Raw genomic sequence first — 26,212 nt, 5'->3', positions numbered from 1 at the left:
TTTCATGGGGAAATATTTTGGTACAGACGGTGTCCGCGGTGTAGCTAACCAGGAATTGACGCCGGAATTAGCTTATAAAATCGGCCGCTGCGGCGGCTATGTGCTGACGCGTCAAGCTCAGCATCCGAAGGTGGTCATCGGCAGAGACACCCGTATTTCGGGTCCGATGCTGGAAGCCGCGCTCGTCGCAGGGCTGCTTTCCATCGGCGTTCAAGTCATACGAATCGGCATTGTAAGCACCCCTGCGGTCGCTTATTTGACCAAGAAGCTGGGCGCGGATGCGGGCGTCATGATCTCCGCTTCGCATAATCCGGTTGAGGATAACGGAATCAAGTTTTTTGGCGGTGACGGCTTTAAGCTGTTGGATGAAACCGAGCAGGAGATCGAACAATTGATCGATGCCGGAACAGATGAGCTGCCAAGACCGGTAGGCGGAGAAATCGGAACGGTTACGGACGATATGGAAGCGAAATTTGCTTACCTGGAGTTTTTGAAATCGACGGTTTCCAGCACGTTCAAAGGGTTCAAAGTTGTATTGGATTGCGCGAACGGTTCTGCTTTTGAATTGGCTCCCAAAGTGTTCCGCGACCTCGGAGCGGAAGTTGTGACCATCGGCGCGGCTCCGAACGGCAAGAACATCAACGATCATTGCGGGTCCACGCACCCTGAGCAGTTGAAAGAGGAAGTTGTAAAACACGGCGCCGCCATCGGTTTGGCTTTCGACGGCGATGCGGATCGCCTGATCGCGATCGATGAAACGGGCGCCGAAGTGGACGGCGACTATATTCTCAGCATTTGCGGCGATGCGTTGAACCGCGCCGGCAAGCTGAACAACAGCACGATCGTTACGACGGTCATGGCGAACATCGGCTTTTTTAAAGGCGTTGAGAAGCTCGGTCTGACGGCGAAGCAGACTGCGGTCGGCGACAGATACGTGATGGAAGAGATGCGCAAAGGCGGGTACAATCTCGGCGGCGAGCAGTCCGGCCATGTAATTTTCCTTGATTATATTTCGACCGGTGACGGCATTCTTACTGCGCTTCAATTGATGGATACGATCGTGCAGTCGGGGCAAAAGCTTAGCGAATTGAAAACGATTATGCGCAAATATCCGCAAATTCTGGTTAACGTCCGGGTAGCGGATAAAAGCAAGCTTAAAAACAACGCGATCATCGATCAGGCGATCCGTAAAGTGGAAGACGAGCTGGGCGACAACGGCCGCGTGCTCGTTCGCCCATCCGGGACAGAGTCGTTGATCCGCGTTATGGCCGAAGGGCCGGATAAAGCGCAGGTTGAAGCTTACGTCAACGATATCGCCAAAGTCATTCAAGAGCAGTTAGTGTAGGTTCTGAGGAAGCTCCCCTTTTCGGAGCAGTTGCCGGGAAGGGGATTTTCATCATTTTTTCAAAACAGGTCTGCTTGTTTGTAAAAATCTGTTGCATTGAGACATGAAAATGAATAAGATGTAATTATGTTTTCTGAAAGTTTTTCATTACCTTTTACTCAAGAAGGAAAGGCAGGGCAGAGGTTGGCATAAAGATTTACAAGCGCCAGAACTCGGGAGCGGGACGGAAACAGGTTATATAACTGCGCAAACGAGTTGACGAGGTGAAGGTGTTCGAAACATTCGGCGGGGACCTTCCGGTATTGTTGAGTACCGTAAAGTTGGAAGGCAAAAACGCTTGGGCGACCAGGCTGACAAGATTCCAACATCACCATAAAAGTTGAATTGAACTTATTCGATGATTGTATAGATTTTTTTGGTATGGGCAAAAAACGTCGTTCTTTGAAAAAAAGTCCTTGATGAAGGGCTTATTAAACTATGGAGGTTTAACACACTATGTGCGGAATTGTTGGATATATCGGAAAGCGTAACTCTCAGGAAATTTTGTTGGAAGGTCTCAAGAAGCTTGAGTACCGCGGCTATGATTCGGCAGGAGTGGCTGTTTATACGACAAGCGGTCTTCAGATTCAGAAAGCAAAGGGGCGCATTGCGAACCTCGAGTCGAAACTGGAGGAAGCTCCTTTGAACGGAAGCGTAGGAATCGGGCATACGCGTTGGGCAACGCACGGCAAGCCGTCCGACATTAATTCTCACCCGCATACGGACAATTCTTTGAAATTTTCCGTTGTGCACAACGGCATTATTGAGAACTACCTCAGCTTGAAGGAAGAGTTGATCGCCAAAGGCCATGTGTTCGTTTCGGAAACCGATACGGAGGTTATTTCCCATTTGATCGCCGATTTGTACGAAGGCGACATCCTCAAAGCGGTGCAAAAGGCGGTCAAACGGATAACCGGCGCTTTTGCACTGGGCGTTCTTACTGAGTATGAACCGGATCGGCTGGTAGCTGTTCGACAAGCCAGTCCTTTGATCATTGGAATTGGCGAAGGAGAAAACTTTATCGGTTCGGATATCCCGGCTATTTTGGAATATACGCGCAATGTGTTTATTTTGAATGATGGCGAAATGGCGCTTTTAACGCGTGATGGTGTCGAATTAATGACGTTGGAGGGGAATTTTATTTCCCGAGAAATGTTTCATGTCGATTGGGACATTATTACTGCGGAAAAAGCCGGATTTGATCACTTCATGCTGAAAGAAATCCACGAGCAGCCTAAAGCGTACCGTGACACTATGGGAAGCCGGATTGCATCGGATAACTCGCAAGTCGCTTTGAAGGAATTGACGATAACCGCTGAAGAAATTCGCAATATTAGCCGCGTTCATATTGTTGCCTGCGGAACGGCGTATCATGCAGGGATGGTCGGCAAATACGTGATCGAGAAGCTGGCGCGCATTCCGGTTGAAACGGATGTCGCTTCAGAGTATCGTTACCGCTCTCCGATCATTACGAAAGATACGCTAGTGATCGTTGTCAGCCAATCCGGCGAAACGGCGGATACGCTTGCCGCCCTTCGTGAAGCCAAACGCTGCGGAGCACACGTGCTTGCCATCACCAACGTAGTAGGCAGCTCGGTTGCCCGCGAAGCGGACGACGTTATCGTGACTTGGGCGGGGCCCGAGATTGCGGTAGCATCCACGAAGGCGTATACGTCGCAGTTGATCGCATTTTATTTGTTCGGCATGCATCTGGCTCAAACTTTGGGTACCCAAACGGCTGATGAAATCAAACAATTGATCGCGGCCATGAAGGAACTGCCTGAGCAAGTGGAAGCCATTTTGGGGCAATCCGAGGCGCTGAAAGCCGTTGCCGAAGATATGGCGAAGCACGATAATCTTTTCTTCATCGGAAGAGGATTGGATTATGCCGTTGCTCTGGAAGGTTCGTTGAAATTGAAGGAAATTTCTTACATTCACTCGGAAGCTTACGCTGCAGGCGAACTTAAACACGGCACGCTGGCGCTGATCGAAGAAGGCGTTCCGGTAATCGCGCTTGCTACCCAGCACGAACTGCTTGAGAAAACCGTGAGCAACATTAAAGAGGTCAAAGCTCGCGGAGCGAACGTGCTAGGCATCGCCGTGGAAGGCGAGGAAGAACTGCAAAAATCAGTCGACAGCACGTTCGTGATTCCTAAGACTTTGGATTTGCTCGCACCGGCCCTGGCAGTTGTGCCGCTGCAATTGCTGTCATACTACGCATCGCTCTCCCGCGGCAACGATGTTGACAAACCACGCAACTTGGCGAAAAGCGTGACGGTGGAGTAAGAGGTTTGTGTGGTTTTGGTGAAATTGTCCCGTTATAAAAAACTCGGAAAGTAGTAAAGAAACTCAAAAAAGTCCCGATGATAAATACCTTCATCGGGACTTTTTTCTTTATGAAAAGGAGATGGGGATGGCATCTACATTAAGTGATGCCCTTCAGCGGGCCGCTGGTTATAATTAGTACGTATGATCAATTTGAAATTTTGAGAATATTATTTAAACCACGCTGTCCGCTTGCTTCACTTGTTTCATTTGATTCAACAAGCCCGATTTCTGTCTTTTATGATAATAAACGTAGGAGCCTGCGATTATAATATAGCCGATAATGAAACCCAATCCGCTTGAAAGGCCGTCCACAGCGATGGTTGAATACATAGCGCCCGTCAAATCGAAAACCAATCCGGCATACGCCCATTCCTTGATTCGTGGAAAGCCTGGGACAAGAAGCGCTACGACCCCTAATAATTTGGCAATTCCGAGAAATGGAAGGAGATAAGCAGGGTAACCTAAATGCTTGAAGAGTTCAACCGCATCAGTTGAAGATATAGTATCGGCAATCGCGCCCATACCCATAAATACCACTACCAGCCCGGTAAAAATCCAGTAGGGAATCATAATTTTTTTCATTGAATTTCAGCCTCCTTAGTTTACATCAATCATTTCTCAGAGACGGTCAAGCGTCGATTCGACCTCCTCGATTGCGCCGTACTCCTTAACCACTTTTTACAGTTCCTCTTGGACTAAACACTTGGCAGGATTACTGCTTAACGTCATCGTTCACTTCCTTTCTTTGTAATCCCGCGATAGGCTTCCAATCGGTCGAATCTCTCCTCCCAGAGGGGCGATAGGACTCGACCCAGCTCGGCTACTTCCCCTGCAGAAAAGGAGCCTTGACGCAGCAGTTCAACAATACGCAGCCGATTTGGCTCAGCCAGAGCACTCCATGTCGTATTCATGTGTCGAATATACTCTTAAAGGAATATGTCTGTCAAGGAATATTTGAATTATAATTTTTGCTCCCTTCATTGCTTACCCAAGAAGCAGGTTGTATTACGGCTCTTCGATGAAACGCTTGGCGCTGAATCATGAGCCGGATACAATGTCACCTTTAAATTTTTAAGAGGAGTTCATTTTGAATATTCCTTGACAGGTATATTCCTTATTGGTTATATTTGAATTGCAGGATGAAAGTTACCCTGAATAACGGAGAAGATTAAACAAGAAACTGTTAACTACAGAGGTGAGCAGCATGTCATGAATAAGTCCGCAATGGACATCACGACACTGAGTGCTTTAGCTGAACCGAATCGTATGAATATCGTTCAATTGTTGCGCGGCGGTCCTCTGACCGTTGGCGAAATCACCGATCGGCTGGGGCTTCACCAACCACAAGCGTCGAAGCATTTAAAAGTGCTTAGCGATAGCGGGATTGTGGAAGTACGAATCGATGCGAACCGCCGGATCTACAAGCTCCGGTCTGAGCCCTTCCAAGCGATGGATTGTTGGCTGAAGTCCTTCTGGCCTATTATGGAAGATCGATTTGATAACTTGGACAATTACTTGCATGAACTGCAGAATAAGGAAAAACCATAACATCATTTGATTAGGAGGAGCAGTACCATGTCAAAAAACGAAATGGTCTCGAGCGTAGAGAACGATCGCGTCCTGGTGTTGGAGCTCGTATTCGATGCGCCGCGCGATCTCGTATTCCGGATGTTTAAGGAAGCTTGGGCGAGCTGTTAGAGTCGCTTAAATAAAGTTTAGTTAGAAAGAAAATGTGGGCTTGACCCGTAAATTATTCCATAAGAGGAGTGTTTAAATTATGATTAACAAAATTGGCCAAGTTATGTTGTATGTGAATAACCAAGACGCATCCAGAGATTTTTGGACAGAAAAACTTGGTTTCGAGGTCATCGCGGAAGTAACCAATGGTCCGATGAGATGGATCGAAATCGCTCCTAAGGGTGCAGCAACGAGCATTGTTCTTCATAGTAAAGAGTTCGTTGCCAAAATGAACCCTGAAATGAATCTCGGAACACCATCTATCATGTATTACACGGACAATTTCGATGAGCTGTATAGCGATCTGAAGAACAAAAATATAAAAGTTGGAGAAATTGTGGAACTTCCCTCCGGCAGAGTCTTTAACTTCGCAGATAATGAAGAAAATTACTTTGCTGTATCGGAAAAGAAATAAAATAGTTGAATAAGTTACGACAGCAGCTAATCAAATTGATCAGCTGCTTTTCTCATTGCCGTATCAGGCAAAATGGGTGTTTTAAGAATGGAAATTTACCGCTGGAATAAGTTTCATGGCGGTTCTTGACCATTACGTTACGTAATGGTTTATAGTGAAGATACCGGTGATAAGCTAGCAACCAGGAAAGGGGATGATCATGCAGCGACATTGGAAAGTCGGAGAACTTGCAAAAATGGCGGGAGTAACGATTCGAACTTTGCGTTTTTACGATCAGATCGGCTTGTTTTCACCATCCGGCTATTCGCAATCCGGATACAGGCTCTACACCGAAAAGGACATTTCGCGCCTGCAGCAAATCTTGTCCTTGAAAGAGATGGGGTTGTCGCTGGAGCAGATTAAAGCCGCTATGACCGGAGATCAACTTAGTTTTTTAGACATTGTCACTCTTCAAATGGACCGCCTGAAAGAAAATATCCGCTTGCAGCAGAAGCTCTTGCACGAGCTTGAGAACGTATCGAGCCGGATACAGCGGAACGAACCGTTTACCATCGATCATTTCACTGCCATCATGCGGACGATGCGAATAAATCATGAGAAATTTTTCGCCGAGAGGAAGTCGAACATGAATCATCACCTCGACCGTCTTGGCGAATATTTAGACAAACATCCGGAAGAACCCGGCTAAGGAGGATATGACTATGAACGAGCGATCTGCCAAGCATTCCACTTTCGTTATCGAAAAGAACTACAAACATTCCCCATCCCGAGTATTCGCCGCATGGGCCGGCCAGGCCGCCAAAGAATCGTGGTTTCCGCCGGCTAACGAGTTCGACTTCCGCGTCGGAGGACGCGAATTCAACCGCGGAGGTCCGCCCGGGGGCCCGGTTTACACATTCGACGCCTGCTATCAGGAGATCGTTCCGGACAGACGCATTGTCTACTCGTACACTCTCGACATGGAAGACAGGCGAATGTCCGTCTCCGTGACGACGGTAGAATTTGAGTTCACGGACGGCGGCACACGATTGATCTATACCGAACAGGGCGTATTCCTGGACGGCCTCGATACACCTGAACAGCGCGAGCACGGAACGAAGGAGTTGTTGGATCGTCTTGGTCAGGCGCTAGACAGCCAATGAACAATGCTGCGATCGAATCGAATAGTAAGGCCGGACTGAAGGAATGGATCGGACTTGCCGTGCTGTCGTTGCCCGCCTTGCTCGTCTCGATTGACGTGTCCGTGAACGAAAAGCATGCATTGAAAAATAAGATTATGAATCTGGTTAACAGCCAGTGACAGAGAAACCGGTAGTGCGAATTATTGCATTACCGGTTTTTTGCAAGGAAATTCTTAAGTGTATCACCTTCTGGTATTCGCGATTGGGGAGGAAACTTTTTGGATTTATGCAGCGCGCCTACTCCACAACGTACTTGCTGGATACCAGCGGCAGGATCCGGGAAATATATGTCGGTGCCATTTACTATTGTATGATTTAGGGAATACCTATCGGGAATACTTGAATTTTAATACATAGCATCTTATAATTCAAATATTCAGTTGAATAAGGAAGGACGGTGGGTTTTATGGAAGACGCTCAATTGGCCGAATTATATAAAGAACAATTATTTTTACAGTACGCCAGAATCGGGAAATGCTTATCCAGTGAGAGAAGACTTGAAGTGTTGAGTTTGCTGTCAAACGGTCCTAAAGCTGTAGAAACTATAGCCCTTCAGACTGGGATGAGTGTTGCCAACGTGTCGCGTCATCTTCAAATATTATTGGATGCTAATCTGGTGAGATTCACAAAAAAGGGAACCTACGTCATTTACTCATTAGCAAATCCGGTGGTCGCAGAGTTTTTGATGTCCTTATGGAAAGTCTCTGAACATCAGCTTTCTGACGTACCGCGTATCAAGCAAGATATATTACAACACTACAAGAATGTTCGTACCATATCCAAGAAGGAAGTACTGGATCGGATGAAAACGGGCACGATCCTTGTATTGGATATTCGGCCTAAAGACGAATACGAGACGGAGCATATTGATGGATCGTTATCTGTTCCAATGGAAGAACTTGATGACTATCTCCAAGATTTGCCTAAGGATACCGAAATTGCAACTTACTGCCGAGGACCATACTGCGTGTTCACCACGCAAGCCGTTGAAAAGATGCAGAAAAAAGGTTTCAAAGCCTATCGCATCGAAGAAGGCATCCAGGAATGGCGGACCAGTTAAGGCGGTTCTTCTTAATCAAAAAACGCAGCCAAGATGCTGCGTTTTTAACACAATACGTGCAGGCCAGCGCTGCACAATCAGTTGAATAATACGAACGCCGTTTTATTTCTGTCTTAGGAAATAGCGGCGTTTTTAGTTGTTAATCTTTAGATCCTTGTTAGCAGAAATCGTCTAGAGAAGCGGCGGATCTGTTCGCAGGCGGAGGAAGGATATTGACGAAAATAAGGAATATTATTATTCAACTATACAATTATATAATTGAATATACTTTGATTTTGTCATATACTAAAATCGTTCCACAACCGAACTGTAGGAGGTAAGATACAATGAAAATGATGAAAGCTATACAAATTCCGTCCAAGGGCGAAAAAATGAAGCTGGTCGAAATCCCGGTGCCTCAACCTGGAGAAGGGCAAGTGCTTCTTCGTGTAGAAGCATGCGGGGTATGTAACGGGGACTCGGTGGCCATTGGAGGGAATGCCCCTGAGTATCCGCGGATTCCGGGTCATGAAGTAGTCGGTATCGTGGAGGAGCTTGGGGCAGGTTCGACGAAATGGAAAATTGGGCAGCGGGTAGGCATTGGATGGCATGGGGGCCACAACCATGTGACGGGTCTAACCATGGACGGCGGCTACGCGGAATACATGGTTGCTTTTGAAGATGGGCTGACTAGCATTCCAAATGAAGTATCCTCCAAAGAAGCAGCTCCGCTGATGTGTGCAGGCGAAACTACGTTTAGCGCACTGCGAAACAGCAAGGCTCGGCCAGGTGATCTTGTAGCCATTTCCGGTATTGGAGGACTCGGGCACCTTGCGGTACAGTACGCAAAGAAAGCAGGCTTTCAAACCGTTGCCATCTCTCGTGGCGGGGATAAAGAGAAGTTGGCACGAGAGCTTGGAGCGCATTTTTACATTGATTCCGAAAAAGAAGATCCGGCCCAAGCGCTAAAAGCCTTAGGCGGAGCCAAAGTCATTCTCGCTACTGCGCCAAATGCTAAAGTTATTTCTTCCTTAATCAATGGGCTTGGTACAGATGGCGAACTCATTATTGTAGCGGGTTCTGGGGAACCTTTGGAATTGTCTGCCATGGACTTTTTAAAAGGTCCTAATACAGTGCGAGGTTCGTTTACCGGACAGGCTAAAGAAGTTGAAGCGGCGGTTCGCTTCAGTGTGCTGACTGATGTACGGCCTATGATTGAAGTCTTCCCCTTGGAACGCGCTAGCGAAGCGTATGATAAAATGATGTCGGCAAAGACACGATTTCGAGCCGTGCTGAACATCTCTGAATGATTCTAAACGAAGGGAATGTCTGAATATATCGGATGCTATCGACCTGACGTTTCGCACGTCCGGACGAGAAAATTATCATGCATATTTCGAATTTCCGGCCCATCAAACGGGTGAGAGATGTCGTCGATATTTTCGACAAAGTAGCGAAGCACGTGCCGAGCCGACTCCTACTTGTCGGAGAAGGACCGGATTTGCCGAAAGTTCAGCTAATAATAGACTTGACGTAGACAGATAACCAGCATTATAATTCAATTAATAAATTGAATAATATAACGATTGATTTCGAATATAAATAAAAAGGAGATGCTCTCTATGGGTGCAACAGCACTGACGAAAGCAACATTTCAAAGCCATATCCAGTCCGGAGTAACCTTGATTGACTTCTGGGCGCCTTGGTGTGGGCCATGCAAAGTTCAACTTCCGATTGTTGAGGAACTGGCTGATGAGCTGAAGGGGCAAGCAACACTTGCCAAAGTCAATGTTGACGAAGAGCCGGAATTGGCTTCGCAATTTGGTATAAGAAGTATTCCTACTTTGCTGCTGTTTAAAGACGGCAAGCTAGCTGAAACGATGGTGGGAGTTAACCAAAAGCACGTACTCAAAGAAAAAATCGTAAAGCTGGCCGGCAATTAAACCGGATTGAACAGATTAAAATCGGCAATTGCTTTGGATAAGCGATTGCCGATTTTCAATGGGAATGGAAAGGGGGGATTTCATGAATCACTCACATTCAGAACCATCCATTAAAGAAAGATTGTATCAGCAATACGCCCGCATCGGAAAATGCTTGTCCAGTGACAAGCGACTTGAAATCATGGACTTACTTTCCAACGGTCCTAAATCTGTCGAACATTTAGCCGGGCAGACTGGTATGAGTGTTGCCAACGTATCGCGGCACCTTCAAATCTTGTTGGATTCACGACTGGTGAAATTCAGAAAAGAGGGAACCTATGCGATCTATAGCCTAGAAGATCCTGTGGTGACCGAGTTTTTAATTGCCTTATGGAAGCTCTGTGAGAACCGGCTTTCCGATATACCTCGTATTAAAGAAGACCTGCTATCTCAATATGAAAGTATTCGGACGATCTCTAAAGAAGATTTGATTAAGAGAATGGCTGCAAACACGATTATTGTATTGGATCTTCGTCCTAAAGACGAATATGAGGCGGAGCATATTGAAGGCGCGATATCTGTACCTATGGAAGAACTCGATGCGTACCTTCAAACGCTGCCACAGCATGTAGAACTTGCAGCTTATTGTAGAGGACCCTTTTGTGTGAATACAACGGAGGCCGTGGAACATATGCAGAATAAGGGATTTACTGCCTATCGAATCGATGAAGGGGTGCAGGAATGGAATTGGAAATGAATGTGAATGACCCGGTGATCATTATCGGCGCAGGTTTAAGCGGCCTACGTACGGCATCATTGCTCACAGCACAAGGCATCAAGTGCAGCGTGCTAGAAGCACGAGGACGTATCGGTGGAAGAGTCTTAAGTAAAGAGGTTGCAGACAGGCCTGACCTCGGCAGGTTCGATCTAGGCCCGACATGGTTCTGGCCACAGTATGAGCGAACGATTACCAAGCTCGTTAAAGAACTCGGTTTAGGGACATTTGAGCAGTACAATGAAGGATTCATGCTTTCTGAGCGATCTCGAAATGAACCCGCACAGCAATATGTGTTGCCGGAAGGAGCTGTTGAAAGATCGGTTCGGTTCATTGGAGGTGTTCAGTCCCTCATCGACGCCGTAGCAGCCACACTTCCTCCAGGGACGATCCAGCTTAACACGCGAGTGACTTCGATCCGTCAGGAAGGAAACGGAACCATCACACTTGAAGCAGATGGCAAGAGGGACAGTATTCGTGCAAGTGCGGTCATTATCACCTTACCGCCCCGGATCGTAGCGCGAAACATCACCTTTTGGCCCGGGCTCTCTCCCGAACTAATGGCTAGTTTGGTCAACAAACCCACGTGGATGGCAGCACAGGCTAAAGCAGTTGCGATTTACGATCGTCCATTTTGGCGCGAAAAAGGGCTTTCTGGTCTCGTATCCAGTTGGGTAGGACCTTTGCAGGAAATCCATGATGCATCGCCTGATACAGGCGCAGGTGCACTTTTTGGTTTTTTTGGGATGCCGGCGAAGTCGCGGCAAGAGCTAGGGGAGGAAAGAGTCCTCAAACTCGTCGTGGAACAGTTGACCCGACTCTTCGGGCCGTCCGCTGAAAACATGAGTGCCTTTCTTTATAAGGATTGGTCCATTGACCCGGAGACGGCGGTTGATGAAGACGCCGAACCACTTCGCGACTATCCAAGCTATGGTCCGCCTGTAGGCACGCAGAGTTGGGGAAAGAAGATCATTTTTGCGGGCACAGAAACTGCTTATGAACAGGGCGGACACCTTGAGGGCGCGCTTCAATCAGCCGAGCGAGCGGTATCTGAACTCATTGAGCTATACAAAACGAATCAATGACATGCTCGTCCAACGAATTCAAGGTGGAAAGTTTACGCTTGACGAAAGGGATGTTTGATACTATAATTCAATCAATCAATTGAATACAGGATAAATTCAACAACGAATGGAGGAATGAAACATGTATAGATCGGTTATCGTAGGAACAGGTCCTGCCGGGCTGACCGCTGCCATCTACCTGGCCCGTGCCAATATGAACCCACTTGTCATTGAAGGGCCAGAACCTGGGGGGCAATTAACCACAACGACGGAAATTGAAAATTACCCCGGATTTCCGGAGGGGATTCTGGGTCCTGAATTGATGGACAACATGCGAAAACAGGCCGAACGATTTGGGGCCGAATTTTATACAGGTTGGGTAAATAAAGCGGATCTGTCCGAACGTCCGTTTAAATTGCAAGTGGAAGGAAAAGGTGAGATTGTAACCGAAACGTTCATTATTTCTACCGGAGCGAGTGCCAAGTACCTTGGAATTCCAAATGAACAAGAGAATGTCGGTCGTGGTGTCAGCACATGTGCCACATGTGACGGGTTCTTTTTTCGGAACAAAGAATTGATTGTTGTCGGTGGTGGGGACACCGCGCTGGAAGAAGCGAACTTCTTGACACGCTTCGCTTCTAAAGTCATTTTGGTACATCGGCGTGACGAACTGAGAGCTTCTAAGATCATGCAAGACCGTGCGCATGCCAACGAAAAAATCGAATGGGCACTTAACAAGACGCCAGTTGAAGTCATCGCCGGCGACCGTGGGGTAACCGGATTGAAAGTCCGAAATAACGCAACGGGTGAAGAAGAAGTGATTCATGCCAACGGGGTGTTTGTGGCTATTGGACATCATCCGAATACCGGCTTTCTGGATGGGCAGATTACAACGGATGCGAATGGCTACATTATCACTGCTCCAGGTACGACGGAGACCAATATACCCGGCGTATTCGCTTGTGGGGACGTGCAGGATAGCCGCTATCGTCAAGCCATCACTGCGGCCGGCAGCGGCGCTATGGCAGCCATCGACAGCGAAAAATTCGTTGAATCCCACGGATACTAAGAGCAGTGAATATTATGGTCACTCTATATATCCTGCTTGCGGTTGTTCTCATATGGATTTTTCGTCAAGTTGGGCCGGTTCATTACCTGTCGTGTCTAAAAACGAATCTAAGGGATAGCTTAAACAAATTACCCTCCTCAATTAAGCTGCTTGATGTAAGGGATGTTACGGATTTCGATAAGGCGCATATTCCGAACTCAATCAATATTTCATTAGGCCGGCTGCCCTTTGTATGGCAAAAAGAATTATCCCTTGAGGATGAGGTTATGATCTTGGCAGATGGTTGTTTCAAAAGCAAGAAGGCCGCCCGGCTTCTTCAACGAAAAGGATTCCGCAAATTATATACGGTGCATGGGCCGGTTTTGAATCAGCTTAAGTTGTTTCAACTTGAAGATTAGTATACGCGCTTGGTTGAAGCTCCAATTCGGGGGTGGACGAACATGGGGGTGACAACATGAAAGAGCTTCATGAATTAACTTCGCTGGATATGGTAGAAGCGTTTCTGGAGCAGCATAAGTTGAGTTTCCTATACGTATCCAGGCCGGAGTGTAATGTGTGTCACGCCATTTTGCCTAAGCTAAGGGAGCTGCTCGAGCATTATCCGCAGATACACCTGGGCCATATTAACGCCAATCAGGTCGAGGAGGTAGCGGCAAGATTTTTGCAGTCCCTGCAATGCTTTTGATGATCGAACAAAAAGAATATGCAAGAGCGGATCGGTTTGTTCGCTTTGACCATTTAAATGAACAAATTGAACAAATTTATGAAATAGTTACTCAAGATGATAAAGTGAAGTAATTTTCAAGCAACAGCAGCAACCTTGGAATTAAAACTTTGGCTGCTGCTGTTTTTTTACTCGTACCCGCTAAATGAGTGTTTTGGTCATTATAAAATCTATTTGTTCTTCATCACCCATATAGAAAGAGTGGGCTCCTGTTTGAACAAACTCCATTTTTTTATAAAAGGCAATCGCGCTCTCATTTTTTTCCCAAACCCCTAGCCAGATCTTCTCTTTATTCCGTTCTATCGCTACTTCTATAGCTTTATTTATTAGATATTTCCCAAGCCCCTGTTTATGGAATTTTCCCCTTATATAAATCCTCTCGATTTCAAGCGAATCATTGCCCATTATTTCGGATTGAGCCTCATTGGCGTTTATCTTTAAATACCCGGCAATTTCCTCATTAGAATAAATAAAATAGAATTCCGAAGAAATATTTGATAATTCTTTTTCTAATTGGTTTAAGTTAAATGCTCTTTCCAAGTAGGCTTTCATATTTTCTGGTGAATTTTGATTCTTGAATGTCTCATCAAATGTTTCTACACTAATTTCTTGAAGTAAGCCCAGATCTTTAAACGTGCACTTTTTTATAGTTACAGTCATTTTATTTGGCCTCCTTTTAAAAAATCAATAATTTCTCTTGTTTCCCTTTTTTACAAACTCCCAGTCTTTTTCTACATTTTTTCTGACTCTTTGCAGCAGGTTAAAAATGGTTTCTACTTCGCTTTCGGAGAATCCGGATAGTGCGACTGTATTGGAATAATCGTTTTCCCTTTTTATTGCAGGGTAAACAGCCTTCCCTTTCTCCGTAGGAAACAGTTTTTTAATTTTTTGGTTATAGGGATCATCATTCTTTTCAATAAATCCAGTAATCTCAAGTTTCTTTATAGCACGAGCGGCTGTCGTTCGATCTACCTTTATCATTTCGGCTAACTTTTCTTGAATAATTCCCGGATTTTCACATATTCGCACGAGGTACAAGTACTGTCCTTTTGTAAGGTCATATTGTTTAAATTCAATATTACTTATAGAATCCAATGACCTAGCAATCATTCCAACCTCACGTAGAATTTCCTTCATATTTGCAACTCCACTACAATTGTATTTTTCAAATGACGTAAGAATATAGTACATCATTTTTGTTGTATTTACAACAAAAAAACAGTCGCAGAGTACCGGCGGTCATGCCGATGCCCTGCGACTTTTCGGTGTGTCTTAGTTCAGTTGGCTGCCTCGTCGGCCGAGGGACCGTAGAGGCCCGGCACCGGAATATCGAGAAGCCGCAAATAAACTCCGAGCTGCGCCCGGTGGTGGACCATGTGGCTTAATCCGAAGGTGCGAAGCGCGATCGCCCGCGGTTGGCGCAGGATGATATGATCGCCGTTCCGCAAGGTCCATTCCTCGCCGAGCGTTTTCTCGTCGCATTCGGCTAACAGCTTTTCAAGCTTGACGACGTTCGCGTCGAATTCCTCCAGCACGTCTTCGCGTCTTTCCAAAGGTTCCCGCCGAAGCGGCACGGTCGAAAGATCGAATTCCGGGTACTGAAAAATCGCGACTTGCCAGTTCAGCAGGTTGATCAGGTGCGTGGTCAGCCCGCCCAACGTCATCGATTTCACGTGCGGCTTCCACGTCATATGCTCCTCGGGCAAGCGTTCCAGAATGCGGCGCGTAATGGCCAGCTCATGCATAGCATCTCCGATGATTAGTTGCTTCACCATAGATTCCCTCTCCTCCCTTATATGACTAGCATACTATAAACCCGGTCGAGTGGAAAGGCTTGTCTCGGTCGAGCCGAAATGCATGTTACATTCGTTCGTCCCGTGTATCCGTTTATTTGCTGAATTCATCTTCATTGGTGCCGGCTGCCCTATCGGGTCTTTTCATTTCGGCGGGCGAGGCCATAGGAACGTTTTTACAAACAGACGTTTTGTTTCGGATATCATATCTTTTTTTCAGGTATAGAAAAAGTAAATAGGGGGAAAAGCCTTTGAAGAGTTTAGGAGGATATCCATAGTATTCCTCGAATAATTAAATCATTGACCTTTGGGTTGTTGAGAATCAGCCATTATAAGTATTTTCGGGAGGTGCTAGGGAAATGAGCCAATTACAGCGATTGACTCCGCTGCTTAAGAGCTTCATGGAGAAAGGCGGACCGGCCGGGTGTGCCTGCACCATCGTACGACGCGGGGAAGTTTTATATCAGGAGAGGTTCGGATATGCTGATTTGGAGAAGAACATAAGGATACAGCCGGATACAATTTACCGGATCTATTCGATGACCAAAGTGGTTACTTGTGTCGCTGCTCTCATGCTATATGAGAAGGGACTGTACTTGCTGAACGATCCGCTGGATGAATATCTGCCAGAATTCAAAAATCCACAAGTGTACCGGTATAATGAACTCGGTACTGTGTCCGTCTCTCCCGCAGCGGCCCCGATACGGGTCAAGGATTTGTTCACTATGTCGTCCGGGCTTACTTATGGCGGCGACGGTACGGAAACTGAAAGGCAGACCCGAAAAATCTTTGAGAACAATGTAGCGACTTTGGACCCCCGGGCGCTGTCCAAAGCACTGGCGGCCATTCCATTGGCTTTCGATCCCGGCACGAGCTGGAAATACGGTACAAGCCACGATGTCTTGGCTGCATTGATTGAAGTGCTGTCCGGTCAAACGTTCGGAGAGTTTCTGCAGAAGGAAATTTTCGAGCCACTGGGAATGGCAGACACCTCATTCCGGATACAGGAAGAGAAGCGGGAACGCTTATGTGTGATGTACGATCGTTCCGAAGATGGGACGCTGACTCCAAATACCCGCATGGACACTCCTTATCAGCCAGGCTGCCGCCATGAAAGCGGTGGAAGCGGGCTGTTGTCAACGATCGGCGACTATAGCAGGTTTGCGCAAGCGTTGGCAAGAGGGGGCGAACTGGACGGGATTCGGATTGTTAGCCCGAATACGGTTCGATTGATGGGGACCAATCATTTAAGTCCGCGGCAGCTTACAGATTTCAATTGGTCGCATATGAGCGGTTACGGCTATGGTTTAGGGGTCCGTGTCATGATCGATCGGGCAGCCGGCGGCAGCAACGGCTCGATCGGCGAATACGGCTGGGCCGGTTTGGCTGGTTCGTGGTTATTGATCGATCCGGCAGAGGAGTTGTCCGTCGTGTACATGCAACAGATGCTGCCGAGCCTCGAACCCTACATTGTTAACCGGATGCGGGCCGTTGTTTACGGGGCTCTGGAGTAGAGTTTCTAAACATTGTTGACTTTTAATCGAATAAACGTTTATCATAAATTTATGAGACATAAAGATATGAATAAGAGCGAAGCGATATTTCAAGCAACGATACAACTTCTGAATGAGATTGGCTTTTCCGATATATCCATGTCAAAGATCGCGAAGCGAGCCAACGTATCCCCGTCGACTATTTATGTTTATTTCGAAAACAAGGAGGACATGCTCGCTAAGCTGTATTTGAATGTTAAACAAAGAATGAGCTCGTGTATGTTTGCGGGAATAGATGAATCTATGCCTGTCAAAGCTGGATTCGAACTAGTGATTCGGAATTATATTAAGTTTATTTCTGATCGTAAAGAAGATTTTCTATTCCTCGAGCAGTTTAGCAATTCACCGCTTGTTGAGAATTTGAACCTTGAAGATACCAGTCAGATGTTTCAGCCTTACGATAAATTAGTTGAGAAAGGCAGGGAACAGCAGCTGCTCAAAGACTGCGATAACACGCTGTTGTACGTACATCTTCAACATCCGATAGCAGCATTGGCGAAGCAGCATTTCAAGGGAGAGTTTGAATTTACTGAGAAAAATATGAAGGACTTGGTTCAAATGAGTTGGGATGCGATTAAATCTTAAGCGCGTCCCATTTTATTTTGCCTCATAATGAACGAACATTCTATTATTTTCATAAAAATTGAAAAAGAAGAAATGCTACTGACATACAGTTGTCATTAGCGTGTTTGTATAGTTAGATTAACATAAACGAAGGCGGACAAGAGCAAAGGGGAGAGGGGGAGCAGCGCTTGAAAAAAACAGAACGTTTGTTAGCGATTGTGTTGGAACTGCAGCGGAGCAATGTGCGGAGAGCGGAGGATTTGGCTGAAACATTTGAGACCAGTGTTAGAACGATCTATCGTGATATTCAGGCGCTTTGTGAGGCCGGCGTACCTATCGTAGGGTCACCCGGAATAGGCTATTCCTTAATCGAGGGCTACTTTCTACCACCTGTCAGTTTTACTTTGGATGAAGCAGTCACCTTGTTGATCGGCGCTGATTTTATCGAACAGCGCTTTGATCATCATTACATCAGAAATGCTCGGTCTTCGCGGAGGAAAATTGAAGCGATTTTGCCTGGGCCAATCAAGGAGGAAACTGAACGGGTCCGCAGCGGTATCCGCCTTCTCAATACGAAGGAACGGAATGTGGGGCGTGAGAAATTAAACATTGAAACGATCCGCTCCGCCATATTAGATGGAAAAAAAATCCATTTCGGATACCATAAAAGATTGACTGATGCCGATGGGAGCCGTGAAACTGCTCGAACAGTTGCACCTTATGGTTTGATACTCGTTGACGGGTCTTGGATGTTAATAGCTCATTGTGACTTGCGCCAGGACCTACGTCATTTCCGAGTCTCGCGGATAAAAGATCCTGTCATCACGGATGAAAGGTTTCAGCTCCCAAGCAGCTTTAATTTGCACGATTATCGGCAAACGGATGACCGCAACGTCAAGATTCGTGTGCTCTTTGATGCAAGCATCGCGGATAAAGTGCAGAACACGGACAACTACTATATGGAGGATGGCGAGCTTCATGCGGATGGATACTATGTGAATTATCGCGTACGTCACCCCGAGGAACTGCTGCATTGGATACTCGGATGGGGGGCAGGTGTCGTAGTTATTGAGCCGGAATCGTTCAAAAATCGAGTGAGAGAAGAAATTGAAAAAATGACAAAACGCTACTGACATGATGTTGTCAGTAGCGTTGTTGTATGCTTGGATATATCAAAACGAAAGGAGGTTGCAAGAAATTGATCGATAGAGCAACTGATTTTGTGTTTGATGAGAGCGACATGACTTGTTCCAAGCGGAGTCGTTATTGGATCGGTATAGTCTCTGCATCGCATGTCAACTATGGGGTAGAAGAAGGGATCGCGCAGACTTGCAACGGGAAGGCTGGTTCGCTCGGAAGAATGCGGTCGGGGGATTGGCTCATCTACTACTCCCCGCGAACGGATATGAAGGGAGGAGAATTCCTGCAGGCATTTACGGCTATTGGCCGGGTCGCTGACGATATCGTATATCAATTTAAAATGAGCGACGACTTTATTCCATATCGTCGGAATATGCGTTATTTGCCTTGCCGCACTGTTAAAATCGCCGGTTTGTTGGACAAGCTGACGTTCACCAGAGGGAGACGCAACTGGGGATACTCATTTCGCTTCGGGCAATTCGAAATTAATCGGGAAGATTTCATGACCATAGCGAATGAGATGCTGGGGGCCGGCTGGGAAGAAACAACTTCGGAAGAATCAACGAACTTATTACTTGGAGGGAAACCATAATGAAAACCGTATTGTATATTACTGCTCACCCGCTCGATCAACATGCTTCGTACAGCCTGGCTGTCGGTAAGGAGTTTATCGATACTTATCGCGAAGCGCACCCCGAGGACGAAGTCATCCATCTCGACTTATTTCAAATGGACATCCCGCCCTTGGACGCCGATATCCTAAATGCAAAAGCGAAATTATTTGAATGGAGAAAGTCCGGCTCCGGCACCCCGTTCGATCAGTTGCTGTCTGATGCTGAACGAACAAAGCTCGCCCGGCTTGATGAACTCTGTGATCAATTCATCGCAGCGGATAAATACGTCTTCGTCTCGCCGATGTGGAACCTTACGATCCCGTATGTGCTGAACCATTATATCAATTGTTTTGTTATTCCCGGAAAGACATACCGTTACACCGAGACCGGCCCTGTCGGACTTATAACCGGCAAGAAGGCGATTCACATCCAGGCCAGCGGCGGAGTCTACTCGGAAGGCCCTGCCACATTCATGGAGTTTGGACATAGTTACTTGCGAACAATCTTGCAGTTCGTCGGAGTCACTGATACTCAAAGCATTTTTGTCGAGGGAATGGCAGAAATGCCGGATCGAGCCGGAGTCATCAAGGAAGAGGCTATCGTGAAAGCCCGGGAAGCTGCGAAGAGCTTCTAATACGTTGCAAGAAGCACCACAAAAATAGCTGCAATCCCGGGTTTCTGGGGATATGCAGCTTTTTTTATTCTAAGCCGCTGTCAGCATTTAAATCCCGAGACTTTCTTTCAAGATCTCCAAGCCTTTTTTCAATTTCTCCAAAGAATTTGTAGACGAAAGCGCTATTCTCAAATAATGATCATGCGTACCGGCCCCACTTAAAAAGCGATCGGATTGAAAAACCTGAATTCCTTTGTTCATAAAGTAACTCTCCGTGTGTGTTGCACGAATATGGTTCGATAAGGGAAGCCACCTATAGAAGCTTAATGGATGGCCGGTGTGAAGAGACTGAGGGAAAAACTCTGTAAATATATCGTTAGCACACTGCGCCAGCTCCTTCTTTTTCGCGACAATTGCATTTGCTTTTCCGGATAAAATAAGTTCGGTTATGATCTCGGCATCTAACGAAGAGGTCTTGACATTAATGTTAAAAATCGCCTTCATTATCTTCTCTTTGTATGCATCGCTAAACACCATATATGCCACTCGGAGGCCGGAACAGATGGACTTGGAGGTACTACAAATATAAACGGTTTGTTCTTGGAGAAGTTGAAACATAGGCTGACCATAATCATCCATAACACCGGCTGTCAAAAAGGCATGAATATCGTCTTCAATTAAAATTAAATTATGCTTTCGAATAATGGCAGCTAATTCTTTTTTACGGTTTTCCGGAATCATTACAGTCGTGGGATTAGAACAAGAAGGCATCAAAAATACGCCGTGGACATTCAGTTGAAGGCATTGATTTTCAAGCTCGTCAGGGAGCATTCCGTGCTCGTCACCGGGAACCGGAACTAGCTTAATACGAAACATTTTCGAAATCTCAATAAAGTTTGAATAGGTATAAATATCGACTGCGATCCGTTTTCCCGGTTCAAATAGAGCTAACAACGTAATTGCCAGCGCATTCTGTGCTCCAGAAACGATGGCCATATTTTCTGTGTCCGCATGGATGCCAAAAGCTTTCATCCAATTTTGAGCCGCTACTTTTTGATGTGGAATTCCTGTAGGATCATTGTAATTAAAGAGCAGCTCCAAATAACGTTTCTCCATCACTTTTTTTGCAGCTTCAGCGACAGTCGTATTCGTTTGCTCAAATGATTCGACAAAGCCAAGATCAATACATTCATTTGAAATTTTACCTTTTGAAATTGTGATGGAGCGTGCCGCGTTGGGCGAAACAAATGTACCGCTCCCTGTAACAGCATAAATTAAGCCTTTAAGTTCGCATAATTTGTAAGCGCGTGTAATGGTCGTAAAATTTACATCTAAAAAATCGGCCAACTCCCTTTGCGGCGGTAATTTTGTACCGGGAGCTAAAAATCCGTTTGTAATGTCATGTTCCAGTAATAAGGCCAGCGAAAGATAGATCGGACGGTTCAATGCGCCTTTGTCGGGTTTCCACGACATTGGGTAATCAGTAAAGGAGTTTATCGGCATACTGTACCTCGCAAAATTGTAATCCATACAATTATACTATTGATTGTGAGCCTGCTTATTTTTGCCGGTTCGATGGAATTTGTTGCTGTCAATCTGCTGCTTGGGGCCTTTCATCCGTTAGGTGCACTGTTCCTCACTTTAGCGGTAAACGCGCGCCATCTTTTTTATGGGATATCCATGCTTGAAAAGTACAGGGGGACCGGGCTGAAAAAGCTCTATCTGATTTTTGGTTTATGCGATGAAACGTTCTCCATCAATTACACAGCAAATATAGCGCAAGAAGTGAATAAAGGATGGTATATGTTCTTCGTCACCGTGCTTAATCATAGCTATTGGGTCCTTGGGGCTACAATTGGCGGGCTGTTTGGTTCGCTAGTGCAAGTAAATATGGAAGGGCTTGAGTTTGTTATGACGGCTCTATTTGTTGTCATCTTTATCGAACAATGGATGAAAGAGACAGCGCATCGCAGCGCGTTATTGGGTCTGGGATTATCGCTTCTATGCCTTTTTATTTTTAATAGCGGCAGCTTCGTCATTCCTTCCATGATCATCATTCTCTTCGTACTTACTTTGATGAGGAAGCAACTGGAGAAGAAACCAGGTGAACGTACATGTCAATGACTTTATTAGAGCAAATGATTACGATTGGAATGGTTGTTTTGGGAACGATGATGACGAGATTTATTCCGTTTATTATTTTTCCTTCAGGCAAGCCTACTCCAAGCTATGTGCAGTATCTCGGCAAAGTATTGCCCTCGGCAGCTTTGGGGCTGCTGGTTGTCTATAGCATTAAAGATGTCAAATTTTTATCCGGCAATTATGGAGCGCCCGAATTGATTTCAATTGCTGTCGTTGTTTTTCTCCATATTTGGAAAAAGAATATGTTTTTATCCATTGCAAGCGGCACTCTATTCTATATGATTTTGGTTCAATTTTTATTTTAGCTGGCTGCTATAGTTAAAAGAGACAAGGAGCAGTTTGCCGCGGCAAGCTGCTTTTTATTTTGTATGCGAAAAATCAGACGGAATTGTGCAAAAGGGGCTGGAATAGGCCGTCTCATGCCAATTGAATTCATAAAATGTACACATTTTGTTCATGATTTGGAATAATATGTTTGAAATAAGTGATTTTATTTTTTTGAAACGTGTCTACATATAGGAGGGGGGAATTTATGAAGGAGAGTGTTTTATGAAAGACGAGGAAGAAATATTTAAAACAATCCAACCTTTTTTCGTCGAGAGATCCATATTCCCGAACCTGTCGAAAAGAGAAAAAGAAATTTTGCTTTACTGGATTTCCGACTATAACTACAAACAAATTAGCAAAATGCTTTATATCAGCGAAAGTACGGTACGCACTCATATTCAAAATATCAATAACAAGCTAAATGCAAACTCCAAGGCTTCAATTACGATCAGTATACTGCTGGAAATAATAAATAATTTCCTTTAGCGATAGTGCCGCAGCTCGATAATACTGCATGTGTAGTATACCGAATTGGCTTTGAAACAGTTATTCTTTAGATAGTCCTTTTCAAATAGACGAAGTTAGGATCGGATACAGAGAGGAATTGATTCCCTGGTTGCCCAGGCGCTTAATTCCTATTTTTCTTATGCACTTTTAAGAGTATTTTCGTCCATCTCTTGATTGATAACAGTATATTTTATGTTAAAAAACATTACATTGAATTCATTCGGGAGCATGAATTCAAAAGCATTCATGTCAGGATTTCTTGAAAAAATCCAGGGGAATTGCTCTGAAAAACGAATATTAAAAGCCGGATGTCATTGAAATATCCGCTTATTTAACGAGTTTTGTTGTAAACACCAACGAGATCGTTATTTTTTTGTTGAAAAATACAGCCCTATGGGTTACATTATTTATATGTTAGATTAATTTACGTAATTTCGAGATCGGAAGTGTTTTTGCTAAATATAAAGAAAAACATAACATCATAAGTGATGTTATAGTCGGAACAGGAGCGTGAATTTCAATGAAGAAGAAAATTGTCTTGGTAGGAAACGGGATGGCTGGAGTCAGCTGTATCGAGCAATTGCTGAAGCTGGCGCCCAGTCAATATCAAATCACTGTTTTTGGGAAAGAGCCGTATCCGAACTATAACCGCATCCTGCTCTCTTCTGTGCTGGCCGGCGACGCAGGTATGAAAGATATCGTCATCAACGACTGGTTCTGGTACGAAGAAAATAACATTACGCTGCATACAGGCCATACCGTTAGTCATATCGATGCGAACCGCAAGCTCGTCAGCACGGACGGCGGAATCACGGTTCCCTACGATGAACTGATTCTTGCGACCGGATCGCTGCCTTTCATGCTTCCGCTCCCCGGCGCGGATAAAGAAGGCGTTATTGCTTTCCGGGATATTAAAGATTGCGAAGCGATGATTGCAGCCGCCAAGCAATACAAGAAAGCGGTCGTCATCGGTGGCGGTTTGCTCGGTCTGGAGGCGGCTCGCGGTTTGCTGAACCTGGGCATGGAAGTGTCGGTCGTTCATATTAATGAATACCTGATGAATCTCCAGCTTGACCGGACCGCTTCACTCTTGCTGCAGCAGGAGCTGGAACGCCAGGGTATGAAGTTTCTGCTTAAGAAAAACAGCGAATCGATCCTTGGGAAAAAGCGCGCGACAGGCCTTCGTTTTACCGACGGGTCGGAAATCGAAACCGATCTGATCGTGATGGCAGTAGGCATTCGTCCGAATACTGCGCTGGCGAAAAACAGCGGCATCGAGATTAACCGGGGCATCGTCGTCAACGATTTCATGGAGACGAACGTCTCTCATATTTACTCCGTCGGCGAATGCGCTGAACATCGCGGGGTCGCTTACGGGCTGGTCGCTCCGCTTTACGAGCAGGGCGCTGTGCTGGCCAAGCGGCTTGCAGGCGTTGAGACAGCCGGCTATCAAGGCTCCGTCGTATCGACGAAGCTGAAGGTGTCGGGCGTGGACGTATTTTCGGCCGGAGAATATGCCGACAAACCGGGTACGCGCGCCGTTCGCGTTCAGGACGATTTCGAAGGGATATATAAGAAAGCCGTCATTCGGGACGGCAAAGTGATCGGCGCCGTCCTGTTCGGCGACATCAGCGACAGCTCCCGCCTGTTTGCCATGATCCGCAACGGCGAGGATGTAACCGGCAAGGAAAAGACGGTGCTTCTTGGCGAAGGAGGCGGCAAGGCGAAATCCGGCGCGGATTTGATTGCGGGGATGAATGACGAGGAGATCGTATGCGGCTGCAACGGCGTATCCAAAGGCGCCATCGTGAAGGCGATCCGGGAGAAGGGCTGTTCCAGCGTCAATGAGATCAAAGCGTGCACCAAAGCGTCCGCTTCCTGCGGCGGCTGCAAACCGCTTGTGGCCGATGTGCTCACCTATGTGCTCGGAGCGGACGGCGTAAAGACGGTAAAGGAAGGCATTTGCGGCTGTACGCCGCTGGGGCGCGACGAGGTCGTGGAGGCGATTCGCAGCATGAGATTGACAACCTCGAAAGAAGTCATGAACGTGCTGGAATGGTCGAACGCGGAGGGGTGCTCCAAATGCCGTCCGGCGCTTAACTATTACCTCGGCATGGTATGGCCGGAAGATCATGAGGATGAAAGAGAGTCCCGGTTCGTGAATGAACGCAATCATGCGAATATTCAGAAGGACGGCACGTACTCGGTTGTGCCGAGAATGTATGGCGGCGTAACGACGCCGAAGGATTTGAAGAAAATCGCGGAAATCGCGGAAAAATACGAAGTGCCGCTCGTTAAAATGACAGGCGGACAGCGAATCGACTTGCTTGGCGTGAAGAAGGAAGACTTGCCCGCCATGTGGGCCGAGCTGGATATGCCTTCAGGCTACGCTTACGGCAAATCGCTTCGCACTGTGAAAACGTGCGTAGGCTCGACATTTTGCCGGTTCGGCACGCAGGATGCCATCGGCATGGGCATACAGCTTGAGAAAAAATACGAGCGGCTGTACACGCCGGCCAAAGTGAAAATGGCTGTCTCGGGTTGCCCGCGCAACTGTGCGGAAGCGACGATCAAGGACTTCGGCGTTGTCGCGATCGACGGCGGTTGGGAACTGCATGTCGGCGGAAACGGCGGGACGAAGCTTCGCGGAACCGACCTGCTGTGCAAAGTCAAGACCGAAGAGGAAGTGCTGGAATGGTCGGGTGCTTACCTGCAGTACTACCGTGAAACCGGGAAGTACAACGAACGGACTTCCGAGTGGGTGGAACGCGTAGGCCTGGATACGATCAAGGCGGCGTTGGAAACGAAAGAAGACCGCGCCAAGCTTGTGGAGCGAATCGAGAAGACGCTGAAATTGATGAAAGATCCATGGAAAGAAATCATTGAGGAGCAATCGCTGCACAAGACGTTCGTACCGCTGGAGGAGCAATCGGCAGAGTCGATTTTGAAATAGAGGAGATGATGGGGATGAAGCGGATCCATATTGGAAATATATCGGAAATCGTTGAAAAAAGGTCGAGAATTGTCCGCATCGGGACGTTGGAAATCGCCGTGTTCAAGCTTTCGGACGGCACTGTCAAGGCTATTGAAAACCGTTGTCCGCACAAAGCGGGCAAGCTGTCCGAAGGCATAGTGTGCGATCACCACGTATTTTGTCCGCTCCATGACTGGAAAATCGATCTGCACGACGGGCTCGTTCAAGCACCCGACGAAGGCTGCGTAACGACCTTCCGGGTGGAGATCGACGCTGCCGGCGGCGAGTTGTATCTTCACATTGCGGAAGAAAGTATCCTGGCCTCCTAGCCTGGAAAAAGGTGCCGA

28 protein-coding genes and 5 pseudogenes are annotated in these 26,212 nt (G+C 46.5%); 27 read left to right on the top strand and 6 right to left on the bottom strand.

The annotated features are described in order from the left end of the window. The first annotated feature begins 4 nt into the window (after nucleotides 1-4). Both glmM and glmS read left to right on the top strand, forming a co-directional pair. Nucleotides 5-1,345, top strand: a complete 1,341-nt coding sequence (gene glmM / locus AC6RNO_RS15885) for a phosphoglucosamine mutase (RefSeq protein WP_474684855.1) — start codon at nucleotides 5-7, stop codon at nucleotides 1,343-1,345. A 495-nt stretch (nucleotides 1,346-1,840) separates the two neighbouring features. Next, nucleotides 1,841-3,670, top strand: coding sequence for a glutamine--fructose-6-phosphate transaminase (isomerizing) (glmS, locus tag AC6RNO_RS15880; protein ID WP_474684854.1), 1,830 nt, complete (start codon nucleotides 1,841-1,843; stop codon nucleotides 3,668-3,670). A gap of 213 nt (nucleotides 3,671-3,883) precedes the next feature. Here glmS and AC6RNO_RS15875 read toward each other — a convergent pair whose 3' ends face one another. Together AC6RNO_RS15875 and AC6RNO_RS15870 are read right to left on the bottom strand one after the other, a co-directional pair. Continuing rightward, nucleotides 3,884-4,294 (bottom strand): DoxX family protein, encoded by a 411-nt coding sequence (locus AC6RNO_RS15875; protein WP_488435978.1) that lies wholly within the window; start codon nucleotides 4,292-4,294, stop codon nucleotides 3,884-3,886. 233 nt (nucleotides 4,295-4,527) lie between these two features. Next, nucleotides 4,528-4,623: pseudogene (locus AC6RNO_RS15870) on the bottom strand (ArsR/SmtB family transcription factor); the annotation flags it as partial. 298 nt (nucleotides 4,624-4,921) lie between these two features. Here AC6RNO_RS15870 and AC6RNO_RS15865 point away from each other — a divergent pair. From AC6RNO_RS15865 to AC6RNO_RS15795, 15 genes and pseudogenes are all read left to right on the top strand, one after another. After that, the gene (locus AC6RNO_RS15865) at nucleotides 4,922-5,260 is read left to right on the top strand and encodes a metalloregulator ArsR/SmtB family transcription factor (protein WP_497106010.1); all 339 of its coding nucleotides are present in this window, start codon (nucleotides 4,922-4,924) and stop codon (nucleotides 5,258-5,260) included. A 27-nt stretch (nucleotides 5,261-5,287) separates the two neighbouring features. Then, nucleotides 5,288-5,395 (top strand): annotated as a pseudogene (locus AC6RNO_RS15860) (SRPBCC domain-containing protein); the annotation flags it as partial. Nucleotides 5,396-5,489: 94 nt separating this feature from the next. Continuing rightward, nucleotides 5,490-5,864: a VOC family protein gene (locus AC6RNO_RS15855; RefSeq protein WP_488435980.1), complete on the top strand. Its 375-nt coding sequence runs from the start codon at nucleotides 5,490-5,492 to the stop codon at nucleotides 5,862-5,864. Nucleotides 5,865-6,063: 199 nt separating this feature from the next. Further along, complete coding sequence (locus tag AC6RNO_RS15850) at nucleotides 6,064-6,552, top strand: MerR family transcriptional regulator (protein ID WP_497106009.1); 489 nt, start codon at nucleotides 6,064-6,066, stop codon at nucleotides 6,550-6,552. Nucleotides 6,553-6,565: 13 nt separating this feature from the next. After that, nucleotides 6,566-7,006, top strand: coding sequence for an SRPBCC family protein (locus AC6RNO_RS15845; RefSeq protein WP_488435981.1), 441 nt, complete (start codon nucleotides 6,566-6,568; stop codon nucleotides 7,004-7,006). Next, nucleotides 7,003-7,164, top strand: coding sequence for a hypothetical protein (locus AC6RNO_RS15840; protein ID WP_497106008.1), 162 nt, complete (start codon nucleotides 7,003-7,005; stop codon nucleotides 7,162-7,164). Before AC6RNO_RS15845 ends, AC6RNO_RS15840 begins: the two co-directional genes overlap by 4 nt. Before the next feature lie 287 nt (nucleotides 7,165-7,451). After that, nucleotides 7,452-8,105: a metalloregulator ArsR/SmtB family transcription factor gene (locus AC6RNO_RS15835; protein ID WP_497106007.1), complete on the top strand. Its 654-nt coding sequence runs from the start codon at nucleotides 7,452-7,454 to the stop codon at nucleotides 8,103-8,105. A 326-nt stretch (nucleotides 8,106-8,431) separates the two neighbouring features. Continuing rightward, nucleotides 8,432-9,394, top strand: coding sequence for a zinc-binding dehydrogenase (locus AC6RNO_RS15830; protein WP_497106006.1), 963 nt, complete (start codon nucleotides 8,432-8,434; stop codon nucleotides 9,392-9,394). 50 nt (nucleotides 9,395-9,444) lie between these two features. Then, nucleotides 9,445-9,612: pseudogene (locus AC6RNO_RS15825) on the top strand (N-acetyl-alpha-D-glucosaminyl L-malate synthase BshA); the annotation flags it as partial. A gap of 85 nt (nucleotides 9,613-9,697) precedes the next feature. Beyond that, the gene (gene trxA / locus AC6RNO_RS15820; protein ID WP_497106020.1) at nucleotides 9,698-10,027 is read left to right on the top strand and encodes a thioredoxin; all 330 of its coding nucleotides are present in this window, start codon (nucleotides 9,698-9,700) and stop codon (nucleotides 10,025-10,027) included. Between the two features lie 82 nt (nucleotides 10,028-10,109). Next, nucleotides 10,110-10,763, top strand: a complete 654-nt coding sequence (locus AC6RNO_RS15815) for a metalloregulator ArsR/SmtB family transcription factor (protein WP_497106005.1) — start codon at nucleotides 10,110-10,112, stop codon at nucleotides 10,761-10,763. Beyond that, entirely contained in the window at nucleotides 10,748-11,866 is a 1,119-nt protein-coding gene (locus tag AC6RNO_RS15810) for an FAD-dependent oxidoreductase (protein WP_497106004.1), read from the top strand. The genes AC6RNO_RS15815 and AC6RNO_RS15810 overlap by 16 nt, the downstream gene beginning before the upstream one ends. A 121-nt stretch (nucleotides 11,867-11,987) precedes the next feature. Further along, entirely contained in the window at nucleotides 11,988-12,914 is a 927-nt protein-coding gene (trxB, locus tag AC6RNO_RS15805) for a thioredoxin-disulfide reductase (protein ID WP_497106003.1), read from the top strand. Nucleotides 12,915-12,928: 14 nt separating this feature from the next. After that, nucleotides 12,929-13,312 (top strand): rhodanese-like domain-containing protein, encoded by a 384-nt coding sequence (locus AC6RNO_RS15800; protein ID WP_497106019.1) that lies wholly within the window; start codon nucleotides 12,929-12,931, stop codon nucleotides 13,310-13,312. A 56-nt stretch (nucleotides 13,313-13,368) separates the two neighbouring features. Beyond that, nucleotides 13,369-13,712, top strand: a pseudogene (locus AC6RNO_RS15795) (thioredoxin family protein). Nucleotides 13,713-13,779: 67 nt separating this feature from the next. On the opposite strand, the gene paiA reads toward AC6RNO_RS15795, so the two are convergent. The 3 genes from paiA to AC6RNO_RS15780 form a co-directional block, all read right to left on the bottom strand. After that, entirely contained in the window at nucleotides 13,780-14,298 is a 519-nt protein-coding gene (gene paiA / locus AC6RNO_RS15790; RefSeq protein ID WP_497106002.1) for a spermidine/spermine N(1)-acetyltransferase, read from the bottom strand. Between the two features lie 24 nt (nucleotides 14,299-14,322). Beyond that, nucleotides 14,323-14,775: a MarR family transcriptional regulator gene (locus AC6RNO_RS15785; RefSeq protein WP_497106001.1), complete on the bottom strand. Its 453-nt coding sequence runs from the start codon at nucleotides 14,773-14,775 to the stop codon at nucleotides 14,323-14,325. A 140-nt stretch (nucleotides 14,776-14,915) separates the two neighbouring features. After that, a complete protein-coding gene (locus tag AC6RNO_RS15780; RefSeq protein WP_474684828.1) occupies nucleotides 14,916-15,413 on the bottom strand; it encodes a DinB family protein in 498 nt (165 codons plus the stop codon). A gap of 377 nt (nucleotides 15,414-15,790) precedes the next feature. On the opposite strand from AC6RNO_RS15780, the gene AC6RNO_RS15775 reads away from it, so the two are divergent. The 5 genes from AC6RNO_RS15775 to AC6RNO_RS15755 all read left to right on the top strand — a co-directional run bounded on the left by AC6RNO_RS15775 (nucleotide 15,791) and on the right by AC6RNO_RS15755 (nucleotide 19,936). Further along, complete coding sequence (locus tag AC6RNO_RS15775) at nucleotides 15,791-16,945, top strand: serine hydrolase domain-containing protein (RefSeq protein WP_474684827.1); 1,155 nt, start codon at nucleotides 15,791-15,793, stop codon at nucleotides 16,943-16,945. Nucleotides 16,946-17,011: 66 nt separating this feature from the next. Beyond that, on the top strand, nucleotides 17,012-17,569 hold the full coding sequence (locus AC6RNO_RS15770; RefSeq protein WP_497106000.1) for a TetR family transcriptional regulator: 558 nt from the start codon (nucleotides 17,012-17,014) through the stop codon (nucleotides 17,567-17,569). Between the two features lie 167 nt (nucleotides 17,570-17,736). Beyond that, entirely contained in the window at nucleotides 17,737-18,681 is a 945-nt protein-coding gene (locus tag AC6RNO_RS15765; RefSeq protein ID WP_497105999.1) for a WYL domain-containing protein, read from the top strand. A gap of 107 nt (nucleotides 18,682-18,788) precedes the next feature. Continuing rightward, the gene (locus tag AC6RNO_RS15760; RefSeq protein WP_497106018.1) at nucleotides 18,789-19,280 is read left to right on the top strand and encodes an EVE domain-containing protein; all 492 of its coding nucleotides are present in this window, start codon (nucleotides 18,789-18,791) and stop codon (nucleotides 19,278-19,280) included. After that, on the top strand, nucleotides 19,280-19,936 hold the full coding sequence (locus tag AC6RNO_RS15755) for an FMN-dependent NADH-azoreductase (RefSeq protein ID WP_474684824.1): 657 nt from the start codon (nucleotides 19,280-19,282) through the stop codon (nucleotides 19,934-19,936). The genes AC6RNO_RS15760 and AC6RNO_RS15755 overlap by 1 nt, the downstream gene beginning before the upstream one ends. An 87-nt stretch (nucleotides 19,937-20,023) precedes the next feature. On the opposite strand, the gene AC6RNO_RS15750 is transcribed toward AC6RNO_RS15755, so the two are convergent. Next, on the bottom strand, nucleotides 20,024-21,418 hold the full coding sequence (locus AC6RNO_RS15750) for an aminotransferase-like domain-containing protein (RefSeq protein ID WP_474684823.1): 1,395 nt from the start codon (nucleotides 21,416-21,418) through the stop codon (nucleotides 20,024-20,026). A 39-nt stretch (nucleotides 21,419-21,457) separates the two neighbouring features. Between AC6RNO_RS15750 and AC6RNO_RS15745 the strand changes: the two are divergent. The 5 genes and pseudogenes from AC6RNO_RS15745 to nirD all read left to right on the top strand — a co-directional run. Then, nucleotides 21,458-22,039, top strand: a pseudogene (locus AC6RNO_RS15745) (AzlC family ABC transporter permease); the annotation flags it as partial. Next, the gene (locus AC6RNO_RS15740) at nucleotides 22,030-22,362 is read left to right on the top strand and encodes a branched-chain amino acid transporter permease (protein ID WP_474684822.1); all 333 of its coding nucleotides are present in this window, start codon (nucleotides 22,030-22,032) and stop codon (nucleotides 22,360-22,362) included. The pseudogene AC6RNO_RS15745 and the gene AC6RNO_RS15740, both read left to right, overlap by 10 nt. A 244-nt stretch (nucleotides 22,363-22,606) precedes the next feature. Continuing rightward, nucleotides 22,607-22,870 (top strand): helix-turn-helix transcriptional regulator, encoded by a 264-nt coding sequence (locus AC6RNO_RS15735; RefSeq protein WP_474684821.1) that lies wholly within the window; start codon nucleotides 22,607-22,609, stop codon nucleotides 22,868-22,870. 541 nt (nucleotides 22,871-23,411) lie between these two features. Next, nucleotides 23,412-25,844 (top strand): nitrite reductase large subunit NirB, encoded by a 2,433-nt coding sequence (gene nirB / locus AC6RNO_RS15730; RefSeq protein WP_497105998.1) that lies wholly within the window; start codon nucleotides 23,412-23,414, stop codon nucleotides 25,842-25,844. 14 nt (nucleotides 25,845-25,858) lie between these two features. After that, a complete protein-coding gene (gene nirD / locus AC6RNO_RS15725) occupies nucleotides 25,859-26,194 on the top strand; it encodes a nitrite reductase small subunit NirD (protein WP_474684819.1) in 336 nt (111 codons plus the stop codon). The last annotated feature ends 18 nt before the right edge of the window (nucleotides 26,195-26,212 follow it).

The organism is Paenibacillus sp. sgz302190 (assembly GCF_059820445.1).
Note: the sequence above shows the minus strand (reverse complement) of the source record. Positions and strands in the feature narration are given on the sequence as shown.